Genomic DNA, 18332 nt, shown 5'->3' with positions numbered 1-18332 from the left:
ATCCGGAACGATTCTGTGCACGACCCACCACACCGGCACCCGCCGGCGTCGTCGGAATCAATCATCTTCCCGACAGAAGCGTCAAAAACTAACTCCGGTGACTCCACACAGCTTGACATCGCGCGGTCCCGCGACAGGCGGGAGTTGCGTCGGTGCGCGGGAGTTGCGCCACCCGCGCTCTGGCGCACCTCCCGCGCACCGCGAAATGCCGCGGTGACTCCCGCGCAGCGCGAGGTGCCGGCGTAACGCGCGTTAGGCGCCGACCGTGGCCAGAAAGACTTCGCCGGTTCCGGCGAAAGTGAGGGTGCCTTCGTCGGGCGTGACATACACGGCCTGCCCACGCTTGAGCGGCCGCGAAGACAGCCCACCGGCCACGAGAAACCCGCCCTCGGTGCAGATTGCGATGGCCGGCCCGGCCAGGGTGATCTGTCGCATCGGAACCGGCGTGGCCGACGATGCGTCGGCATCCGCTTCGATATGCACGAGTTCGAACTCCGTCACGCCGGGCCGATAGAGCGATACCCCGGGAGCCACCGCGATGGGCGCGAGGTACGGCTGGTGCTGCGGAGTGAAGTCGAGCACGGCGAGCAATTCGTCGATGTCGATGTGTTTGGGAGTCAGCCCCCCGCGCACCACGTTGTCCGAGGCGGCCATGAGTTCAACGCCGAGCCCCGACAGATACGCGTGGATGTTGCCGGCCGGCAGATACTTCACCTCGCCGCGCTTCAGGGAGATGCGGTTCAGCAGCAGGGCCAGCACGATTCCCGGGTCACCGGGGTACTCGGCAGCCAGGGCGCGAACCGTCGCCAGCTCGCGGGCGTAGCCGATAGCGGCTCCCCCCTCGGCCAGAAGCCGGGCGTGGTCGGCGAGCGCGACGACCCGTTCGACCAGCCATTCCACCTCGCCGGAGTCGCCGCCGCGACCGTCGCGCAGCAGCCAGTCGACGGTGTCGGACAATCCCCGAACCAGGTGATTCTCCAGCAGGTCGAGCACGGCGCTTTGCGGTTCCTCGGTCGAGAGGTCGAGCAGCCGCAACTCGGCGATGATGCCGCGCACCTCCTCAAGCGGGCGAAAGCCGCAGAGCGCTTCAAAGGTGTCGCTCAACGCAAAGATCAGCTCGGGTTTGTGAAACGGGTCGCGGTAGTTGCGGTTGCCGGCGTCGATCGGGATTCCGGCCTCGTTCTCGAGCTCGAATCCGGCGCGGGCCTGCTCGGTGGTCGGGTGCGCCTGCAGCGACAGCGGGCGACCGGCGGCCAGAATCTTCAGCAGAAAGGGCAGCCGGGGGGCCGGGGCGTCGGCGTTCCCCGCCGCCGCGCCCGAGCCGGTACCGAAGGCATCCGCTTCGCGCGTCGCCCACCCAGCGCCGAGCGCCGTCTCCGGCTCCGCCGCAATCCACTCAGCCAGGTTGGCAGCTCCACCCACGAGCGACGAGTCCTCGATCACCGCAGCCGAGCCGGCATGGGCGCCGAGCCACAGCTCGGCCTCCGGACCACCCGAAGGAGTCCGGCCCAACAGGTCGGCGATAGCGTGCGTGGCCCCCCAGGCATAATTACGCGGGGTATTGGCGATGCCCACAAACATTTTCGACTCCTTCTCCAACTGTTTAGACCAAACTACCAACCGACTTCGAGCGTTCAGCCAACCCCTCTAGGCTCGCGAACAGTCCCGGTCGCGTGTCGGCCGCCTTTTCTTGCAACGGAGCATCCATGACCTTTGACCTTCTCGGCAGCGACTTCTTCGGCTACGAAAACCTGCTCAGCGCGCCCGAGCAGGCGGCCATCATGAAACTGCGCGCCTACCTCGAGCAGGAGGTGCGGCCCATCGCCAACGGATGCTGGGAACGCGCCGAATTCCCCACCCAGATCATCAAGCCGCTCGCTGAGCTCGGCATGTATTCCTTCGCCTGGGACGAAACGAAAGCGTTCGCGAACTCAGCGGTATTTCGCGGATTCGTCGCGCTGGAGATCGCTCGAGTGGACGCATCCGTTGCGACCTTTGTCGGCGTGCAGAACGGGTTGGCGGCCGGGTCGATTGCCGCCACCGGCTCGGCCGAGCAACGCGCCGAGTGGATTCCGCGCCTCGCCTCCGGCGAAATCGTGGGCGCGTTCGGGTTGACCGAACCGCTCTCCGGTTCCGACAGCGCGCAGGGCCTGCGCACCACCGCCACCCGCACCGGCGACAGCTGGACCCTGAACGGCGCCAAGCGCTGGATCGGCAATGCCACCTTCAGCGATGTGACCATCATCTGGGCCAAGGACACCGCCGACAACCAGGTGAAGGGCTTCATCGTTCCGACCGACACGGCCGGCTACTCCGCCACCAAGATCGAGGGCAAGATCAGCCTGCGCGCGGTGCAGAACGCCGACGTGACCCTGACCGATGTGGTGGTTCCCGAAAGCCTGCGCCTGCAGAACGCCAACTCCTTCAAGGACACCGCCAAGGTGCTGCGGGCAACGCGCGCCGAGGTGTCATGGGCGGCCGTCGGCAACGCCATCGGCGCGTACGACGCGGCGGTGGCCTACGCGAAGGAGCGCGAGCAGTTCGGCAAGCCGATCGGTGGGCATCAGCTCGTGCAGGATCTGCTGGTGAAGAGCCTGGGCAATATCACGGCGAGCCTCGGCATGGTGGTGCGGGTCTCGCAGATGCAAGACGAGGGAGTGCAGCGCGACGAGCACTCCGCACTCACCAAGGCCTACACGACCAGCCGCATGCGCGAGAGCGTGGCGTGGTGCCGCGAGCTGTTCGGCGGCAACGGCGTCACCCTCGAGTACAACGTGGCCCGGTACTTCGCCGACGCCGAGGCGATCTACTCCTACGAGGGCACCCAGGAGATGAACACCCTCATCGTGGGCCGCACCATCACCGGCCAGGCCGCCTTCGTCTGACGCCGAGCCGTCGTTTGCCCGACGAACTCGTCAAGAACGCCCGTTCTGGCCCCGACGGGTTCTGGCCCCGACGGGTTCAACAAACGGATGCGCACACCCCGCCCGGGGTGTGCGCATGCACCGGCCCGGGATACATTGTCGCAATGAGACCTCGACGCACCCCCCGCCCGGTTTTCCGGTGACCACCGATCAGGGGATCGACGCCGTCGTCGTCGGATCCGGCCCGAACGGCCTGGCCGCCGCCGTCACGCTCGCCCGCGCCGGGCTCTCCGTGCGCGTCTACGAGCGCGCACACACCATCGGCGGCGCCGCCGCGACCGCAGAGCTCACCCTGCCCGGGTTTCACCACGATGTGGGTTCCGCCGTGCATCCGCTCGCGCTCGCCTCCGAGTTCTTTCAAAGATTCGGCCTCAATGACCGCATCGAGCTCACCGTTCCCGAGATTTCCTACGGGCATCCGCTGCCCGGCGGCCGGGCCGGGGTGGCCTGGCACGACATCGAACGCACCGCAGCCGGCCTCGGCCGCGATGGCCCGGCCTGGCTCCGATTGCTCGCGCCCCTCGTGCAGAACATCAACGATGTGGCCGACCTCACCGGGGATGCGCTGCTGCGCGTGCCGCGGCATCCGCTCACGCTGGCCTGGTTTGGGCTGCGCACGCTCGAGCAGGGGAGCCCAGCGTGGAACTTGCGCTTTTCCGGCGAGACCGCGCCGGCCCTGCTCACCGGCACGTTTGCGCACTCGATTGGGCGCCTGCCGAGCCTCTCGACCGCCGGCGCCGGGCTCACCCTCGCCGCCCACGCGCACGCCGGGGGCTGGCCGCTACCGACCGGCGGAAGCGGCGCCATCACACGGGCCCTCGCCGATGACCTGCTCGCGCACGGCGGTGAAATCGTGACGGATGTCGACATCACCAGCCTCCAGCAGCTACCGCTGGCCAGCGTGGTGATGCTCGACGTCACCCCGCGCGCCTTCCTCGATCTCACCGCGGGAGCCCTGCCCGACCGCTACGCCGCAGCACTGGCCCAGTTTCGCTACGGCAACGGGGTCGCCAAGGTGGACTTCGCGCTGTCCGAACCGGTGCCGTGGACCGCTGTCGACCTGCGGCGAGCGCCGACCCTGCACGTGGGCGGCACCCGTGCCGACCAGGCGCGGGCGGAGAACGCCGTCGCCCACGGGCGGCACTCTGACTCCCCCTACGTGCTCGCCGCGCAGCCGAGCATTCTCGACGCCAGCCGCGCTCCCGCGGGACAGCACGTGCTCTGGGCCTACACGCACGTTCCGGCCGGCTCCCCCCACGACCAGACCGAGCAGATCACCCGGCAGATCGAACGCTTCGCCCCGGGGTTTCGCGACACCATTCTCGCCTCGGTCGGTCAGAGCGCCGCGCAGATGCAGAAGCACAATCCCAACCACATTGGCGGCGACATCGCGGCCGGAGCGATCAGCCTGCTGCAGCTCGTGCGCCGTCCGGTGCTGTCGGGCGACCCGTGGAGCACGCCGTTGAAGGGCGTCTACCTGTGCTCGTCGTCGACCTCGCCCGGCCCCGGTGTGCACGGAATGTGCGGCTATCGCGCCGCGCTGAGCGCCCTCGGCCACGAATTCAACGTGCACACTCCGCCCGACCTGTCACCGCCGAGATCTGCGCATCCGCTTACCGATTGAACCCAACGAATAGGAGACCTTCATGGCCGTGAACTATCGAGCTTTTGCGTGCACCGCCGAACAGGTCTTCGCGGTCTTGGCCAATGGCTGGCTGTACCCCAGCTGGGTGGTCGGCGCGAGCCGCATGCGCGACGTCGACGCGAGCTGGCCCGCCGTCGGCAGCCGCATCCACCACTCGGTGGGAGTCTGGCCGGCCCTGATCGACGACACCACCTCCGTGCTCGAATGGCGCTCGCCCCGCCACGTCATGCTCAAAGCGCGCGGCTGGCCCGTCGGTGAGGCACACGTGGCAATCGACGTTCAAGACCGCGACAACGGATGCCTCGTGCGCATGACCGAAGACGTGGTCGCCGGCCCGGCCCGTCTGGTTCCCACCACGTTGAGCGATCTGGCCATCGCCCACCGCAACACGGAGACCCTGCGCCGCCTCGCCTACCTGGCCGAGGGCCGCGCCGACTAGAAGCGACGCCTGCACGCGCGAGCGGAAAAATTGTTGCTGCGGCCGCCCGGAAGCAACATTTTCTCCGCCCTCGCGTGAAGTAGCGAAACGGGTCGCGAAACGGGCCACACCAACACCGGTAATCTGGTGCCATGTCCACCGTGCAGAGTCGCCTCGTCATTCGACTCTTCGCAACCTTCGTCTGGTTCACCGTTCTGGCCGGCCAGTTCTGGCGCAACCTCGGCGGCTGGTGGGGCTTTGGCGCCGTCGCCGGCATCGTCGTGGTCGGCAGCATCATCGGCCTCAGCACCCAGCGCACCAACGCCCGCAACCGAGCCGCCACTCCCCCCGACAGAGCGGATGCCCCACCCACCGACCGCGACATCGCCCGCGGCCGCACCTACCAGGCTGCCCTCGCGCCGCCGCTGAACTGGCGCAAGTTTCCCAAGACCATCACCGCTTTTCTGCTGCTGGCCACCCTGTCGATCGCGTGGTCGTATTACCCGGGGGCATCCGCTCTGGGAATCGCGCTGCAACTCATCACCACCCTCGCCGCGCTGTTTCTGGCCGTCACCCTCACCTGGCCGGAACTGCTGCGTACCCTGGCCGGCGCGCTGCGCTGGGTGCTCGCCCTCTCGCTCGTGTTCGAGCTGATCGTGGCCGTCGTCATTCGACACCCCGTGCTGCCCTTCTTCGTCGACTACGGCACCATTCACATACCGAACGCCTTCTACTGGTCCCGGGGCCTCTTGCTGGCCGGCGGCCCAATCGAGGGCATCGTCGCCAACCGCAACCTGCTCGGTTTCGTCGCCCTGCTGGCCATCATCGTCTTCACCGTGCAGCTGCGCGCCCACACCGTCAAGCGCGGCGCCGGCCTGGTCTGGCTCACCGTGGCCATCGGGATGCTCGTGCTCACCCGATCCGCCACGGTCACTGTGGCGCTGGCGGCCGTTGTCGCCGCCCTGCTGTTCGCACTCTGGGCACGCACCGTGCACGACCAGCACCGGCGGCCGCTGTATGTCGTGGCGGCGGCATCCGTTGGGGTGGTGGTGGCAGCACTCGCACTGTTCTCGTCACAGCTGTTTGCGCTGCTCGGCCGCAGCGAGGACCTCACCGGCCGCTTCGACATTTGGGCCAGCGTCACCCAGCTCGCCCTGGAACGACCCGTGTTCGGCTGGGGGTGGGTGAGCTACTGGGTGCCGTGGGTGGAACCGTTCAACGATCTGGCCGTGCGCAAGGGCGTCACCTACCTCCAGGCGCACAACGCCTGGCTCGATGTATGGCTGCAGCTGGGCATCTTCGGCGTGATTCTGTTCGCCGCGCTGGTCTTCTCCACGCTGTGGCGGGCCTGGTTTCTCGCCGTGGATCGCCCGCGTCGGGGCGTAACCGACAACGAACCGTTCGCGGTCTCGGCGTTGCTGCCGCTGCTGCTGCTCGTCGCGCTGATCGCGCAGAGTGTGGCCGAAAGTCGGCTGCTGGTTGAGAGCGGGTGGGTAATTTTGATCGTGCTCGCCGTCGTCACCAAACGGCAGCAGCACGCGCCCCGACCAATGCCCTAAGTTTCACGCGGTAAATTAGACGGGCCATGATGACTACCTTGCCCGAAGCCCTGCGCCGCGTTCTCGCGTCGCCGAAATTCGCGGCCTCGCTCACGCTTATCATTCTGGCCACCGCCTTTGGCACCCACCTGCTGCGCAGCGTCATGGGCTGGCCCGGCCTGATCGGCATACTCGGTGGGCTCGTTGTGCTCGCTGTGCTGTCGCTGCTGGCCCGCCGCCCGATCGTGGAGTGGCACGGCCTGCTGCCCATCTCGATCATCGTGTTCGTGGCGTGGTGCGCGCTGTCCGGGTTGTGGAGCGGCTACGTCTCCGAGACCATCATCGGCGTCAGCTACCAAATCACCGTAGGGTTTCTCGCCATCTATGTGGCGCTCGTGCGCGACACCTTTCAGGTGGTGCGCGCCACCGGTGATGTGCTGCGAGTACTGCTCGGGGTCTCCATTTTTCTCGAAGTGCTCTCGGGGCTGCTACTCGACCTGCCGATCGCGTTTCTCGGCGTGGTCGGCGATATCGACCGACTCGGCCCCATCCAGGGCATCTTCGGCTCCCGCAACGTGTTCGGGCTCATCGCCCTCATCGCCGCCGTCACCTTCTACGTGGAGCTGCGCGCCCGATCCATTCCACGCGGCCGCGGCATCGGCTCGATGTGGCTCGCGGGCATCTCGCTGGTGCTCACCCGCTCCCCGGTCATCGTGGTTGTCGCCATCTGCGTCGTTCTCGCCGCGCTCGCCCTCTACCGTTTGCGCCGTACCCCCGCTGACGGCCGATGGCGCCTGCAACTGGGCCTCGTGGCCGCGACTCTGGCCGCCGCCGGCGCGGCCTGGGTGGGCCGCACGACCATCATCAGCGCCCTCAACGCGGGCAGTGAGTTTGAAGTTCGATACTCGCTGTGGACCGAAATGTGGCGGCTGGTGGAACTGCATCCGCTCGAGGGCTGGGGCTGGGCCGGATTCTGGCCGCAGGATGTCACGCCCTACGGTTGGCTGGAATTCACCACCGGACACCTGTACACCACCGGGCTCAACGCCTACCTCGACGTGTACTTTCAGCTGGGACTGATCGGCTTTCTCGCCTTTCTCGCCCTCGTGCTGCTGGCCTTCGTGCGTTCCTGGCTGCTCGCCTCGAACAAGCGCTCGCTGGTCTACGTCTGGGCACCGCTCATTTTGGTGACCCTGCTGGTGACCAGCGCGGCGGAAAGCACCATTTTGTTCGAGTTCGGCTGGCTGCTGCTCGTGATCTGCTCCGTCAAGGCCGCGCAGGGTCTGAGCTGGCGCAGCGCCCTGCCGCACAAGCCCCACCCCGACGCGCCGTAGGTCGCCCGCGCGCACCGCGCCGCGCGGGAGTTGCGCCGGTGCGCCCGAGTTCCGCCTCCCGCGCACCGGCGCAACTCCCGCGTTTCGCGAAAGCGGCCTCCGCCCGCCGCCCACTGGCAGAGAGATCCGCGTCGACCAGCTCAGACGGGCTGCACGGGGATCGCGCAACCCGTCCTGCAGCGGATGCCGCCGGCTCAAACCCAGAACCCCGTTGCTGCGGAGCTTCGGCCCGGGCCAACAAACGCGCATGGCGTGCCGTGCGCGGCATCCGCTTACTGGCGGAGCGTATCCGAGTGTTCGCGATACCAGTCCACGGTGGAGCGCAATCCAGCTTCAAGGTCAATCCGAGCATTCCAGCCCACGTTGGCAAGCTTTGACACGTCGAGAAGCTTCTGCGGGGTTCCGTCGGGTTTGCCCGTGTCCCACTCGGTGGTACCGGTGTAACCAACAACTTGGGCGATCGTCTCGGCGATCTCCTTGATTGTCACGTCCCGCCCGGTACCCACGTTTACCTGCTCGGGACCGTCGTAATGCTCCATCAGGTGCAGGCAGGCCTCGGCCATGTCATCCACGTGTAAGAATTCGCGACGCGGTGTGCCGGTGCCCCAGTTCGTCACGGATGCGGCGCCCGATTTCGCGGCGTCGTCGTAGCGACGAATCAAAGCGGGCAGAACATGCGATCCCGCCGGCGAGAAGTTGTCTCCCGGGCCGTAGAGGTTCGTCGGCATCGCTGAGATCCACGGCAATCCGAATTGACGGCGCACGGCCTGAATCTGCAATATTCCCGCGATTTTCGCAATCGCATACGCATCGTTCGTCGGCTCCAAGTACCCGGTGAGCAGAGAATCTTCCCTAATTGGCTGCGGCGCGAGCCGCGGGTAGATGCAGCTGGAACCGAGGAACAGAAGTCGCTCGACGCCGTACTTCAACGCGGCGTCGAGCACGTTCACCTGAATGCGCAGGTTGTCGCTAAGAAAATCGACCGGGTAGGTGTTGTTGGCGAGGATCCCGCCGACCTTCGCCGCTGCCAGAACGACGTACCGCGGCTTCACCTCCGCGAAAAATGCGAATACCGCGTCGCGGTCCTTCAAGTCCAGTTCCGCCGACGTTCGGCCTACGAGGTCCGTGAACCCTTCGGACTGCAGGCGCCGCCAGATGGCAGAGCCCACGAGGCCGCGGTGCCCAGCCACGTAGAACGTGCCAGAGCGGTCCAGCGGGCCGGGAACGAAGTCAACGTGGTCGCGGTCATCCGAATCGGTCATAGTTACTTGGTGCCCCAGCTCGCAAGTTTGACCTCGTCGATCCAGCGCCCGCCAGCGTGGCTGAGCGCAGTGATATCGGCGTCCACCATGATGCGGGCGAGCTCTGCCGTGTCCACGGTGGCTTTCCAGCCCAGCTTGGCCTCGGCCTTGGATGCGTCGCCGACGAGGGCATCCACCTCGGTGGGGCGCAGGTAGCGCTCGTCAAAGCGAACGTGTTCTTCCCAGTCCAGGCCCGCGTGCTCGAACGCGGTCTGCACGAAGTCGCGCACTGTAAAATTGCCCCCCGTAGCGAGAACGAAGTCCTCGGGTTCATCGACCTGCAGCATGCGCCACATGCCTTCCACGTACTCAGCGGCATAGCCCCAGTCACGAACGGAATCGAGGTTGCCGAGGTAAACGTGGTTCTGCGTGCCAGCCTTGATCGCAGCGACTGCGCGGGTGATCTTGCGCGTCACGAACGTCTCGCCACGACGCGGCGACTCGTGGTTGAACAGAATGCCGTTGACCGCGAACATGCCGTAGGCCTCGCGGTAGTTCTTGGTGATCCAGTAGGAGTACACCTTCGCCGCACCGTAGGGCGAGCGCGGGTAGAACGGGGTGTCCTCGTTCTGCGGCGGCGGGGTCGCGCCGAACATCTCCGAACTCGACGCCTGGTAGAACCGGCAGTGGATGCCTGACATGCGCACCGCCTCAAGCAGGCGGATCGTGCCCATCCCGGTCGTGTCCGCCGTGTGCTCTGGTTCGTCAAACGACACCCGCACGTGCGACTGCGCGGCCAGGTTGTAGACCTCGTCCGGCTTGATCTCGGCTAGGAGCGTCGATAGACGGGAGCCGTCACTCAGATCCCCATAGTGCAGAAATAGCTTGGCCCCAGTGTCGTGCGGATCCACGTAGAGGTGGTCGATACGCGACGTGTTGAAAGTTGACGCACGGCGAATGAGGCCGTGAACCTCATAGCCCTTGCTGAGCAGCAGTTCGGCGAGGTATGACCCGTCTTGTCCGGTTATGCCGGTAATGAAAGCGCGCTTGGCCATGAAGTTCCCTACTATGTGGCTGAAAAGGCTCGGCCCGGCACGCGGTCATCCGCTGAAGCCAAACCCTCGACCCATAGAGCTTACCGATCAATCACGGAAGCGGCACCCAGCTACTGCTGTAAGGACTGGACGTCGGCATCAACCATCAGCGTGACGAGCTGTTCGAAGTTCACACTAGGTTCCCAACCAAGAGTTTTCAGCCGTCTCGGATCGCCGACGAGTTCTTTAGGGTCGGCAGGCCGGTAGAACGCCGGGTCGATAACAACGTACCGGCTCGCGTCGGTCACGCCGATGTGCGCGAACGCCGTGTCCACGAAGTCCCTCACGCTGTGAGCAATGCCGGTGGCCACAATAAAGTCGTCGGCCGCATCGGCCCGGGAGATGCGTACGAGCGCGTCCACGTAGTCGGGCGCATAGCCCCAATCGCGAAAAACGTCGATGTTTCCGAGCGTCAGCCGGTCAGAGAGACCCAGCGAAATGCGTGCGACTTCACGGGAGATCTTGCGGGCAACGAAGGATTCGGGCCGAGTGGGCGACTCGTGGTTGTACAGGATGGCCGAGCTCGCGAACATGCCACGCTTGCGATAAACGCTGATCATTTCATGGGCAAACGATTTCGCCGCGCCATAGGGCGTGACCGGGTCACGCAACGTCTTCTCCGTTTGGGGAACGTCGATCGCGTCGCCGAAAATCTCCGCGCTCGACGCCTGAACGAACCGAATGGTTGTCCCCATACGTTCGCCCAAGACCCACGCCGCCTGTAGAAGCCGAACTGGGCCGACGCCAAGCACATCCGCAGTCTCCGCGGGGAAGTCCCAGGAGCGAGCCACTGACGTGTTCCCGGCGAGGTTGAAGATGATTGTGGGACGCACCTCTTCGATCAGGGCATCGATGCCCTGGGGGTCGCTTAGATCGCAAACGTGCGCGGTTACTTCGGGCACCTGCATCCCCAGACGGGTCGCCCCTTCAGCAGAATGGCACATCCCGTGCACGTCGTGACCTTCGGAGACAAGCCGTCTCACGAGGTACATTCCGTCCTGCCCGTTCGCTCCCGTCACCAGGGCGCGCTGTATTTTCGTCATGAATTCTTCCTCTGATGAGCGGCCTGGTATGCCTGCACGTGAACGTCGCCGCACTGCTCCCAGGTGAATTTCCGAACCTGCAGCAGACCTGCTGCGGTCAGCTCGTCGCCACGGGCAACCGCCTCAACAATCCCCGCCGAGATGGCCTCAGGGTCCCGAGGATCGAACTGCACGGCAGCGTCGCCAACGACCTCGGGCAATGACCCCGCATTCGATGCCGCGACGGGGCATCCCGAGGCCATGGCTTCGAGAGGAGGCAGGCCAAAGCCCTCGTACAGGCTGGGAAAAACGAGGGCGGCCGCGCTCTGGTAAAGCCGAAGCAACTCATCCGGTTCGACCAACCCGCGACGGTCGACCCAGTCGGGCAGCTCCCCCAGATCGTCAAGCCCTCCGCCCGTGAGCACGAGGCGCAGCCCGGGCAATTCGCGTCGTGCCAGCATCATGGCTTCGATCAGTCGTGCGTGGTTCTTGTGGGGCCAGCCACGTGCAGGGTAGAGAACAAAGTTCTCCCGGGCACCGAGGTTGGGCAGGTAGCGATCGGTATCGACACCGAGGTGCGCCACGTGGATGCGCTCGGGATCCAGCCCCAGGCTGTCGATCATTCGCGCCTTCGCGAAGTGACTGATCGTGATCACAGCATCAGCCCGGGCCGCGAAGCCCTCATAGAAGCGCCGCCGATAGAGAAGCTCCACGCGGCTGAACATCTGCGGCAGTTCGAGGTGCTGCACGTCCAGCAGAGTCTGAACGGAAGCCTGTGCGCGCCCCGGCATCGGCGCCGGGACCGTGAATGGGAAGTGCACCACGTCGGCGCCGCCCATGCTGCGCCGGATGGCACCAGAACGAGCCGCGATCTGCGCCAGGCCGACCAGACGCTCGCGGGTGCTGGGTCCGACGCGCACCTCTTCAACGACTCGCTCGGGAATTCCCTCACTAAATCCTTGGGCCGACACCGGCACAAAGGCCTTCGCATCGACAGCAGCTCGGTTGTTCAGCTGGCCGGTGAGCGCCCGGGCATACGTTTCGCTGCCACCCATCCCACCGCGCACCAGGGTGAGCATAGAAAGCGCAACGCGCAGTGTGTCCTTCATTTGGTTCACTCCACGATTCGATGGACATGCGGCAAAGACGCGGCGCAAGGCCAAGATCGAGCCTACCGCAGCCGAATTCTCAGGCCTGGGCGCTCACCCGCCGGGCCGCAAACGCCGAAGCCCAGCGGATCGGGTAGTTCCAGAGCGGGCTCAGCGGGCGAAGCCCGGACGGAAGATGGCGTCGTTTTACGGCTTCGGACTCGAGACTGGAATTCAATCGGTTGGCCACGGTGAGGGAGTCAGGGTGCCAGCGGAAGGCCGACACAGGCACTCGTGTCGAGATGAATTTGCCATACTTGCGCAACTTGAGAAACGCATCGAGGTCCATGGCGTACTTGAGCTTCACATCGAAACCGCCGATCGCTTCGAGCGCGTCAAGGCGAATCATGGTGCCGGGGTGCGGAATGAGGTCAGGGCCCCACGCGAGCAGAAATGTTGCCAGGCCGCCGGCATTGCTGAGCGCGAGTTTCTTGCCCGTGGGGTCGATGTATTCGCAACCGCCGAAGGCCAAAACGGCTGCCGAGTCCTGGTCGAGCATGGCCTGCAGCCGCTGCAGCCCGCCGGGACGAAACAGATCGTCGTCGCCGATCCAGGCATAGTAGCGCTCCGTAGTGCGAGCGGCCAGACCACAATTGATGGCGGCGGAGATCCCTGTCTTCGGGTCGTCGATGACGATCGCACCGTACTCGACGGCCATTGCACGCGCTTCGGTGGCTCCGACGGGAGCGACTACGGCAAGAGTCAAAGCAACGTCGAGGCGCTGTTGTTTAACTGCTTCGAGGGTTTCCCTGAGGCTGTCAATTCGATCACCGAGGGTGGGAAGTACAACAAGAATTTCTGAACTGCTCATGAGCTGGCGGAAACCGCGCGCCTTTCAAATGTGGGATCGGGGGTTCGAAACGGCCCCACGCCAACGCGTGTGACTATGCGTTTCGGAACGACAGTGCGTAAGGCCGAGTATACCGAGGGCCATGCCGAGAGTCTCAACGGGTGGATGGGCTTCTGCTCAGGGCCAAGTAGCCCCCATGCACTGCCAATCCGGCGACGGGACCGGCCAGAAGGGCCAGCACGGTGCGTGCCGTGAAGTCAAGGGGCATGAGAAGTGAAATCACGGTAACGAGCGCCGCGACGCTCCAGCCCGCTGTATAGACAAAATGCTGCGACCGAGCGAGAACCGCGGGGGCGCTGACGCACATGGCCCCTACGAGGGCAGAAGAAAATACGAGAACGGCAATGAACCAGCCCTCCGGTTTCAGTTGTCCCGGAAAGAGAAACTCAAACACCGCGGGGCCCAGTAGCCAGCCCGCCAGGGCAAGAACCAGTGCTGCCCCGACAATTAGTGCCTGCAGAGCGAGAAACCGTTTCCAGAAGCTCTCGACGTTGTCACGGAACATAATCACGAAATAGCTCTGCAAGCTCATGGCCACGATGATGAGGGGCGCCCGGGTCAGCGTGATCGTGAGAATGAAGAGCCCCACGAGTTCCTTCGGCTCTGCCGACGCAGTGAGGCCCAGTATCAGGGGAAAGCCGCTGACCATGATGCCAGTGGAAGCCGCCGCCAGCATGGTGCGCGACACATTCCAGGTGAGCACCCGATATCCGACGTCGAGCTGCGTACGCCCCACCACTGCGTTACGTATGAAGGGCCAGAGCACCAAGAGCGTCACCGGAAAGGGAAGGGCCACTGCCCAAGCGAGAAGTACGACATCTGTCGTGAATATCAGAACGATAAACAACGCTGCCAGACGTATGACCGCATCCACCGCGATCATGAGCGCCACCGGCATCCACAGGGACGCGCCGTAGAGCGTACCAGCAAGCACGGCCACCGTCACGAAGGCAGCCGACCCAACGGCGAGCGGCCAAACAAGGCGCCAGCCCTCGGCAGGAAAGACCGTACCGACCCAGAGTGGGGCCGTCCCTAGGACTATCACGAAGACCGTGCTCCCAGCGGTGAAAGCGAAATTGCGGGCCCGGCTTGCGCGCCCACCGGGTGACGTTTCGATCGGCAGAGTAGCGCGGGTGATCTCCTGCTGAATGCCGGACAGCGTGCCAACGACCAAATAGATAAACGACCAAAAGACGGCAAAAATCGCGTAGCTTGCTAAGCCAATCTGATGCGGCACGAGCCACGTCACCACGTAAGACGCAACGCCGGCGATAGCGGTTGCTCCCATAATGAGAGCGAATCCGGACAATCGCGCGCGCGGACGCCGTGCAGTCTCGGGTGTATTCACGAGTTTCATCCTAACTAGGGCCCAAAAAACGGTCGTATTCCACGTGAGTACCTATTCGGGCTGAACCAAATCCCGCACAAGGTCCTGCAACCCGAGGCCATATTGGTGGTAACGGCCGGTACGCCACTCCACCCATGCGGGCCACATTCTGCTCACACGCCGTGTCGGCAGCGCACTCCGCGCTCGCTCATGCTCGAGTTTCTGGTCGGTCAATCTGGCAACGCTCGTGTTCGCCGCAAAGCCGGGCTCACGAAGTCGCACCGCGAGTGACTGCGCGCGAGCCAGCAAACGCGCGTTGCGGTCGGCACGCGGCCTCGTTAACCGTTCGATCCGCCCTCGAAGGCTGAGCGTGGCCACACCGATCTCGTTGCCGCCGTGCTGCCTATAGTCAATGAGCTGTTCCTCAACTACATCCATCTCACCCGTGGCCGCGGCAACGACGGCCAGCCACTCATCGTGCACCCAAGACGAAGGAAATGAGCCAGCACTTTCCAACAGTTCTCGCCGCATCATCGCTGTCGCGCCCGTCACAATGTTGCGTCGGAGCAAAACCCGCAGCGCGTCCCCGGTGTGCACGGAACGCTTCTCGTCAACCGTAACGGAGAGAGTTTCCAACAGCGTCGACCCCATCGATTCGCCTGCCGCATCCACAATCCGCGCATCGGTATGCACCAACACAAGGTGCGGCCGCCGAGCAAATTCATCAGTCAGTCGTTCCAGCTTTGTCGGGGCCCAGAGGTCATCCTGATCGCATAGAGCGATCAGGTCCCCCGTGCAGGCACGGAGAGCCTGGGCGAAATTGGCCGTCACACCGAGAGCCTTGTCGTTTCGCAACACGATGACTCTGACGGTTTCGCACGAAGCGAGAGCCTCCCGCACGACAGTGACGGTGTCGTCCGACGAAGCATCGTCGCTGATCACAATTTCGTCGGGCAGACGCGTCTGGAGCAGAATACTCTCCAGCTGCGCTTTCACAAAGGCCGTCCCGTTATAGGTGCAAAGTGCCACCGAGACAGTCGGGCGGGGCATGTTTATTGCTGGACTATCCACCCGCCGAGCCTAGCCAAGAACGGGTGGGTGTTCCCCCGTTTGGTAGGATTTGACTATGACAAGCTCCCTCAAGGCCACGTTAATTGTGATGCCTGCACTCAACGAGGAGGAGTCAGTCGCAGCTGTCGTCACCGAAGTTTTCACAAAGCTCCCCGGCGTGAGTGTCCTAGTCGTAGACGATGGTTCAACCGACCAAACCGTGGTCAAGGCGCGAAGTGCCGGAGCCACCGTCATCAGCTTGCCGTTCAATCTCGGCGTCGGCGGCGCGATGCGTGCCGGTTTCAAATACGCATTGATCCATGGGTTCGAGAATGTCGTTCAGGTGGATTCCGACGGCCAGCACGATCCGTCCGGTGTTCCGGAGCTTCTGGCCGGCCTCGAAACAGCCGACCTCGTACTCGGTGCCCGCTTTGCTGGTGAAGGAGACTATCTCGTCACCGGGCCGCGCAAGTGGGCCATGCTGGTGCTGGCAAGGATCATCAGCCGATTGGCTCTAACTAAGCTGACGGACACGACTTCCGGTTTCCGTGCCACTGGGCCACGTGCGGTTCGGCTCTTCGCCGAACATTATCCCGCCGAGTATCTCGGCGACACCATAGAATCACTCGTCATCGCCGCTCGTGCGGGATGCACTATCCGGCAGCTTCCGGTCTCTATGCGTCCTCGCGCCGGGGGCGTACCCTCACACAACCCCTTCAAAGCTGCCGCGTACCTGGGCCGGGCCGGTATGGCCCTCCTGATTGCTCTTATGCGCCCGCGAGTTCCACTGAAGATCGAAGAAAGTATCGCATGAGCACGGCAAGTTACATTTTCGGCATCGTCGCAGCTCTTCTCGCTCTGTCCGTCGTGATTGAGATGCTGCGGCTGCGTCGGCTGCGGGAACGTCACGCGGTCTGGTGGATTGTGGCTGGAGCCCTGGCCCTTATTATCGGTATCTTCCCGCAGACACTGGTCTGGGCCGCCAATGCCGTTGGTGTCGAAATTCCGACGAATCTAGCGTTCTTTCTCAGTGTATTGGTGCTTTTCTTTGTCTGCATTCAGCAGAGCACCGAACTGACCGATCTGGAGAGCAAAACCCGCGTCCTGGCTGAAGAGTGCGCTCTGCATGACGCTCGCCTTAACGAGTTGGAGAAAGAATGCAGCAAGCCTGAGAATCAATCGGCGAACAAGCCTGACGGTTTCGGCGCCCGTCAGTAACGTTGGTGCCGGGGCAAGCCTGAAAGCCGAGGTCCCTATCCGTAATGGGCGGCCGTAGCCAGAACGACCACGGTAAGTCCAGCAGAGTAGGCAAGCGTCGCCCAAATTGCGGGGCGGAAACGCATTGTCATTCCGGCCAGCAGCAGCATCCCCCCGAGGATCGAGGCACCGTACCGGGGTGGCAGCGGAAAGTACGCGCCCTGGGTCGTGAACAGCACAAGGGCGAGAAAAGGTGCGGCGACGATGGATGCGATGGCGATTGCCGTCACCACCGGAACTTCCGCACTTCCCTTCCTCAGGGTCCAGAATGCACCGATGACCCCGGCAACCGTAAGGAATGTCAGTGGGACAGACATGATTGCGGGAACGGGGTACGCCAGAGCCGTTGTCCCGACGAGATCCACATTGGCAGCGATCGTGTTTGGGAGAAAATTGATCAACTGATCTGTCAGCTCCACCGGACCGAAAGGAACTGTTGTTCCCTGATCTGGAGAATCCGTCAGCGCGACCATCGACCTGATCACGGTCCACACCCCCGTGACGACAGCGCCGGCAGCACCGGCGGCCAGTGCAAAGCCGGGGAGAGCGAACCACGAGCGAGCAGGCAGTTCGGGTCGAGTTGTCTTGAGCCCCCGCCAGGTAATCGATCGGCGCTCGTAAAGCCACTGCACGACGAGGTATAGGCCTACGGCACAAATTCCTAGAATATTGGTCGCTTTGATCCCCATCGCGAGCGCTGAAACGGCCACTATCCACCATCCGCTCCAGTGGCCTCGGATGAACTTCGTCGTAGCCAACAGGAGCAGCACACCGAGCGCAAATGACGGGGCGTCCGTGTTGACGTAACTGTAGGTCCACCACGAGAACGGAGACGCGATCACCGCAAGACCAAGTGCCAGGGTTGCGAGAGGTCGGACGTTCCACAGACGGAATAGAAAGAACATCAGAACCATGCTCAAGGCCTGCCAAAGTGCACCGGTCAGGCGCCATGAGGTTACCTGGTCTGTTCCCGTGAGCAGATGAATCGCTCCCCCCACTACCCAGGTCGCTCCGAAATAGATCGGCGTGTATAGGTCGGCAGAGGTCTGCCCCTGGTACGGAAAGTCCCTAATGTGAGCTTCGTAGTCGCTGCCGCAGGGCGGCCCCATCGGGCCGTAGATCTTAACGCCGGAGCACGCCATTTGGTCAAGGGCCGCTGCGCCGATGTCTTCGCCGCGATGCACGATACCTTGCGTCGGCAACTTCTCCAGGTAGTCGATATAAACCCATTCATCGACCGGGGACATCTGGTCGGTATGCACAACGGCGACAGTTCCGGAGACTCCCAGTGCAACCATCACGAGCACTATAGGCACCCAAAAGGCCGTTAGGAATCTTTTCATTCGATCCGATCGGGGCACCGTCATGGTGGTCTCTTTGCTTGTCACGGGATAGTGCCTTTCACGTCTTGCGTGTGCAGACCGTTAACTCGGCCACATCATCAGGTTATCTCGGGAAACGATCCAGCAGAGGCCACGCCGCAG

General features: G+C 64.0%; 16 protein-coding genes. 7 read left to right on the top strand and 9 right to left on the bottom strand.

Going from position 1 to position 18332, the window contains the following annotated elements:
• Positions 1-252 precede the first annotated feature (252 nt).
• Positions 253-1581 carry a mannose-6-phosphate isomerase, class I gene (manA, locus tag QMK22_RS16845; RefSeq protein ID WP_283498806.1) on the bottom strand — a complete coding sequence of 443 codons (1329 nt, stop codon included), beginning with the start codon at positions 1579-1581 and terminating at the stop codon, positions 253-255.
• A gap of 125 nt (positions 1582-1706) precedes the next feature.
• Between manA and QMK22_RS16840 the strand changes: the two genes are divergently transcribed.
• From QMK22_RS16840 to QMK22_RS16820, 5 genes are all read left to right on the top strand, one after another.
• Positions 1707-2885 (top strand): acyl-CoA dehydrogenase family protein, encoded by a 1179-nt coding sequence (locus QMK22_RS16840; protein ID WP_283498805.1) that lies wholly within the window; start codon positions 1707-1709, stop codon positions 2883-2885.
• A gap of 178 nt (positions 2886-3063) precedes the next feature.
• Positions 3064-4548, top strand: coding sequence for a phytoene desaturase family protein (locus tag QMK22_RS16835; protein WP_283498804.1), 1485 nt, complete (start codon positions 3064-3066; stop codon positions 4546-4548).
• Between the two features lie 22 nt (positions 4549-4570).
• Complete coding sequence (locus QMK22_RS16830; RefSeq protein WP_283498803.1) at positions 4571-5008, top strand: SRPBCC family protein; 438 nt, start codon at positions 4571-4573, stop codon at positions 5006-5008.
• A 131-nt stretch (positions 5009-5139) separates the two neighbouring features.
• Entirely contained in the window at positions 5140-6546 is a 1407-nt protein-coding gene (locus QMK22_RS16825; protein ID WP_283498802.1) for an O-antigen ligase family protein, read from the top strand.
• Positions 6547-6575: 29 nt separating this feature from the next.
• The gene (locus QMK22_RS16820; RefSeq protein WP_283498801.1) at positions 6576-7859 is read left to right on the top strand and encodes an O-antigen ligase family protein; all 1284 of its coding nucleotides are present in this window, start codon (positions 6576-6578) and stop codon (positions 7857-7859) included.
• 272 nt (positions 7860-8131) lie between these two features.
• Here the strand turns inward: QMK22_RS16820 and QMK22_RS16815 are convergent, their stop codons facing one another.
• From QMK22_RS16815 to QMK22_RS16785, 7 genes are all read right to left on the bottom strand, one after another.
• On the bottom strand, positions 8132-9121 hold the full coding sequence (locus QMK22_RS16815) for a GDP-L-fucose synthase family protein (protein WP_283498800.1): 990 nt from the start codon (positions 9119-9121) through the stop codon (positions 8132-8134).
• Between the two features lie 2 nt (positions 9122-9123).
• A complete protein-coding gene (gene gmd / locus QMK22_RS16810; RefSeq protein WP_283498799.1) occupies positions 9124-10155 on the bottom strand; it encodes a GDP-mannose 4,6-dehydratase in 1032 nt (343 codons plus the stop codon).
• A gap of 110 nt (positions 10156-10265) precedes the next feature.
• Complete coding sequence (locus tag QMK22_RS16805) at positions 10266-11237, bottom strand: GDP-mannose 4,6-dehydratase (protein ID WP_283498798.1); 972 nt, start codon at positions 11235-11237, stop codon at positions 10266-10268.
• Entirely contained in the window at positions 11234-12325 is a 1092-nt protein-coding gene (locus QMK22_RS16800) for a glycosyltransferase family 4 protein (protein WP_283498797.1), read from the bottom strand. The genes QMK22_RS16805 and QMK22_RS16800 overlap by 4 nt, the downstream gene beginning before the upstream one ends.
• Positions 12326-12404: 79 nt before the next feature.
• Positions 12405-13175, bottom strand: coding sequence for a glycosyltransferase (locus tag QMK22_RS16795; RefSeq protein WP_283498796.1), 771 nt, complete (start codon positions 13173-13175; stop codon positions 12405-12407).
• A 133-nt stretch (positions 13176-13308) separates the two neighbouring features.
• On the bottom strand, positions 13309-14562 hold the full coding sequence (locus QMK22_RS16790; RefSeq protein ID WP_283498795.1) for a polysaccharide biosynthesis protein: 1254 nt from the start codon (positions 14560-14562) through the stop codon (positions 13309-13311).
• A 51-nt stretch (positions 14563-14613) separates the two neighbouring features.
• Positions 14614-15612, bottom strand: coding sequence for a glycosyltransferase family 2 protein (locus QMK22_RS16785; RefSeq protein WP_283498794.1), 999 nt, complete (start codon positions 15610-15612; stop codon positions 14614-14616).
• Between the two features lie 55 nt (positions 15613-15667).
• Here QMK22_RS16785 and QMK22_RS16780 point away from each other — a divergent pair, with 55 nt between their 5' ends.
• Complete coding sequence (locus QMK22_RS16780; RefSeq protein ID WP_283498793.1) at positions 15668-16405, top strand: glycosyltransferase family 2 protein; 738 nt, start codon at positions 15668-15670, stop codon at positions 16403-16405.
• Positions 16402-16809 (top strand): DUF2304 domain-containing protein, encoded by a 408-nt coding sequence (locus QMK22_RS16775; RefSeq protein WP_283498792.1) that lies wholly within the window; start codon positions 16402-16404, stop codon positions 16807-16809. Before QMK22_RS16780 ends, QMK22_RS16775 begins: the two co-directional genes overlap by 4 nt.
• Before the next feature lie 35 nt (positions 16810-16844).
• Here the strand turns inward: QMK22_RS16775 and QMK22_RS16770 are convergent, their stop codons facing one another.
• Positions 16845-18215 carry a glycosyltransferase family protein gene (locus QMK22_RS16770; RefSeq protein WP_283498791.1) on the bottom strand — a complete coding sequence of 457 codons (1371 nt, stop codon included), beginning with the start codon at positions 18213-18215 and terminating at the stop codon, positions 16845-16847.
• Positions 18216-18332 lie beyond the last annotated feature (117 nt).

It is taken from the genome of Cryobacterium sp. PH29-G1 (genome assembly GCF_030063365.1).
GTDB lineage: Bacteria > Actinomycetota > Actinomycetes > Actinomycetales > Microbacteriaceae > Cryobacterium.
Note: the sequence above shows the minus strand (reverse complement) of the source record. Positions and strands in the feature narration are given on the sequence as shown.

Coding starts and splice junctions, on each gene's coding strand:
- manA (WP_283498806.1), bottom strand. CDS start 1,581: ATGTTTGTGGGCATCGCCAATACCCCGCGTAATTATGCCTGGGGGGCC.
- QMK22_RS16840 (WP_283498805.1), top strand. CDS start 1,707: ATGACCTTTGACCTTCTCGGCAGCGACTTCTTCGGCTACGAAAACCTG.
- QMK22_RS16830 (WP_283498803.1), top strand. CDS start 4,571: ATGGCCGTGAACTATCGAGCTTTTGCGTGCACCGCCGAACAGGTCTTC.
- QMK22_RS16825 (WP_283498802.1), top strand. CDS start 5,140: ATGTCCACCGTGCAGAGTCGCCTCGTCATTCGACTCTTCGCAACCTTC.
- QMK22_RS16820 (WP_283498801.1), top strand. CDS start 6,576: ATGACTACCTTGCCCGAAGCCCTGCGCCGCGTTCTCGCGTCGCCGAAA.
- QMK22_RS16815 (WP_283498800.1), bottom strand. CDS start 9,121: ATGACCGATTCGGATGACCGCGACCACGTTGACTTCGTTCCCGGCCCG.
- gmd (WP_283498799.1), bottom strand. CDS start 10,155: ATGGCCAAGCGCGCTTTCATTACCGGCATAACCGGACAAGACGGGTCA.
- QMK22_RS16805 (WP_283498798.1), bottom strand. CDS start 11,237: ATGACGAAAATACAGCGCGCCCTGGTGACGGGAGCGAACGGGCAGGAC.
- QMK22_RS16800 (WP_283498797.1), bottom strand. CDS start 12,325: ATGAAGGACACACTGCGCGTTGCGCTTTCTATGCTCACCCTGGTGCGC.
- QMK22_RS16795 (WP_283498796.1), bottom strand. CDS start 13,175: ATGAGCAGTTCAGAAATTCTTGTTGTACTTCCCACCCTCGGTGATCGA.
- QMK22_RS16780 (WP_283498793.1), top strand. CDS start 15,668: ATGACAAGCTCCCTCAAGGCCACGTTAATTGTGATGCCTGCACTCAAC.
- QMK22_RS16775 (WP_283498792.1), top strand. CDS start 16,402: ATGAGCACGGCAAGTTACATTTTCGGCATCGTCGCAGCTCTTCTCGCT.
- QMK22_RS16770 (WP_283498791.1), bottom strand. CDS start 18,215: ATGACGGTGCCCCGATCGGATCGAATGAAAAGATTCCTAACGGCCTTT.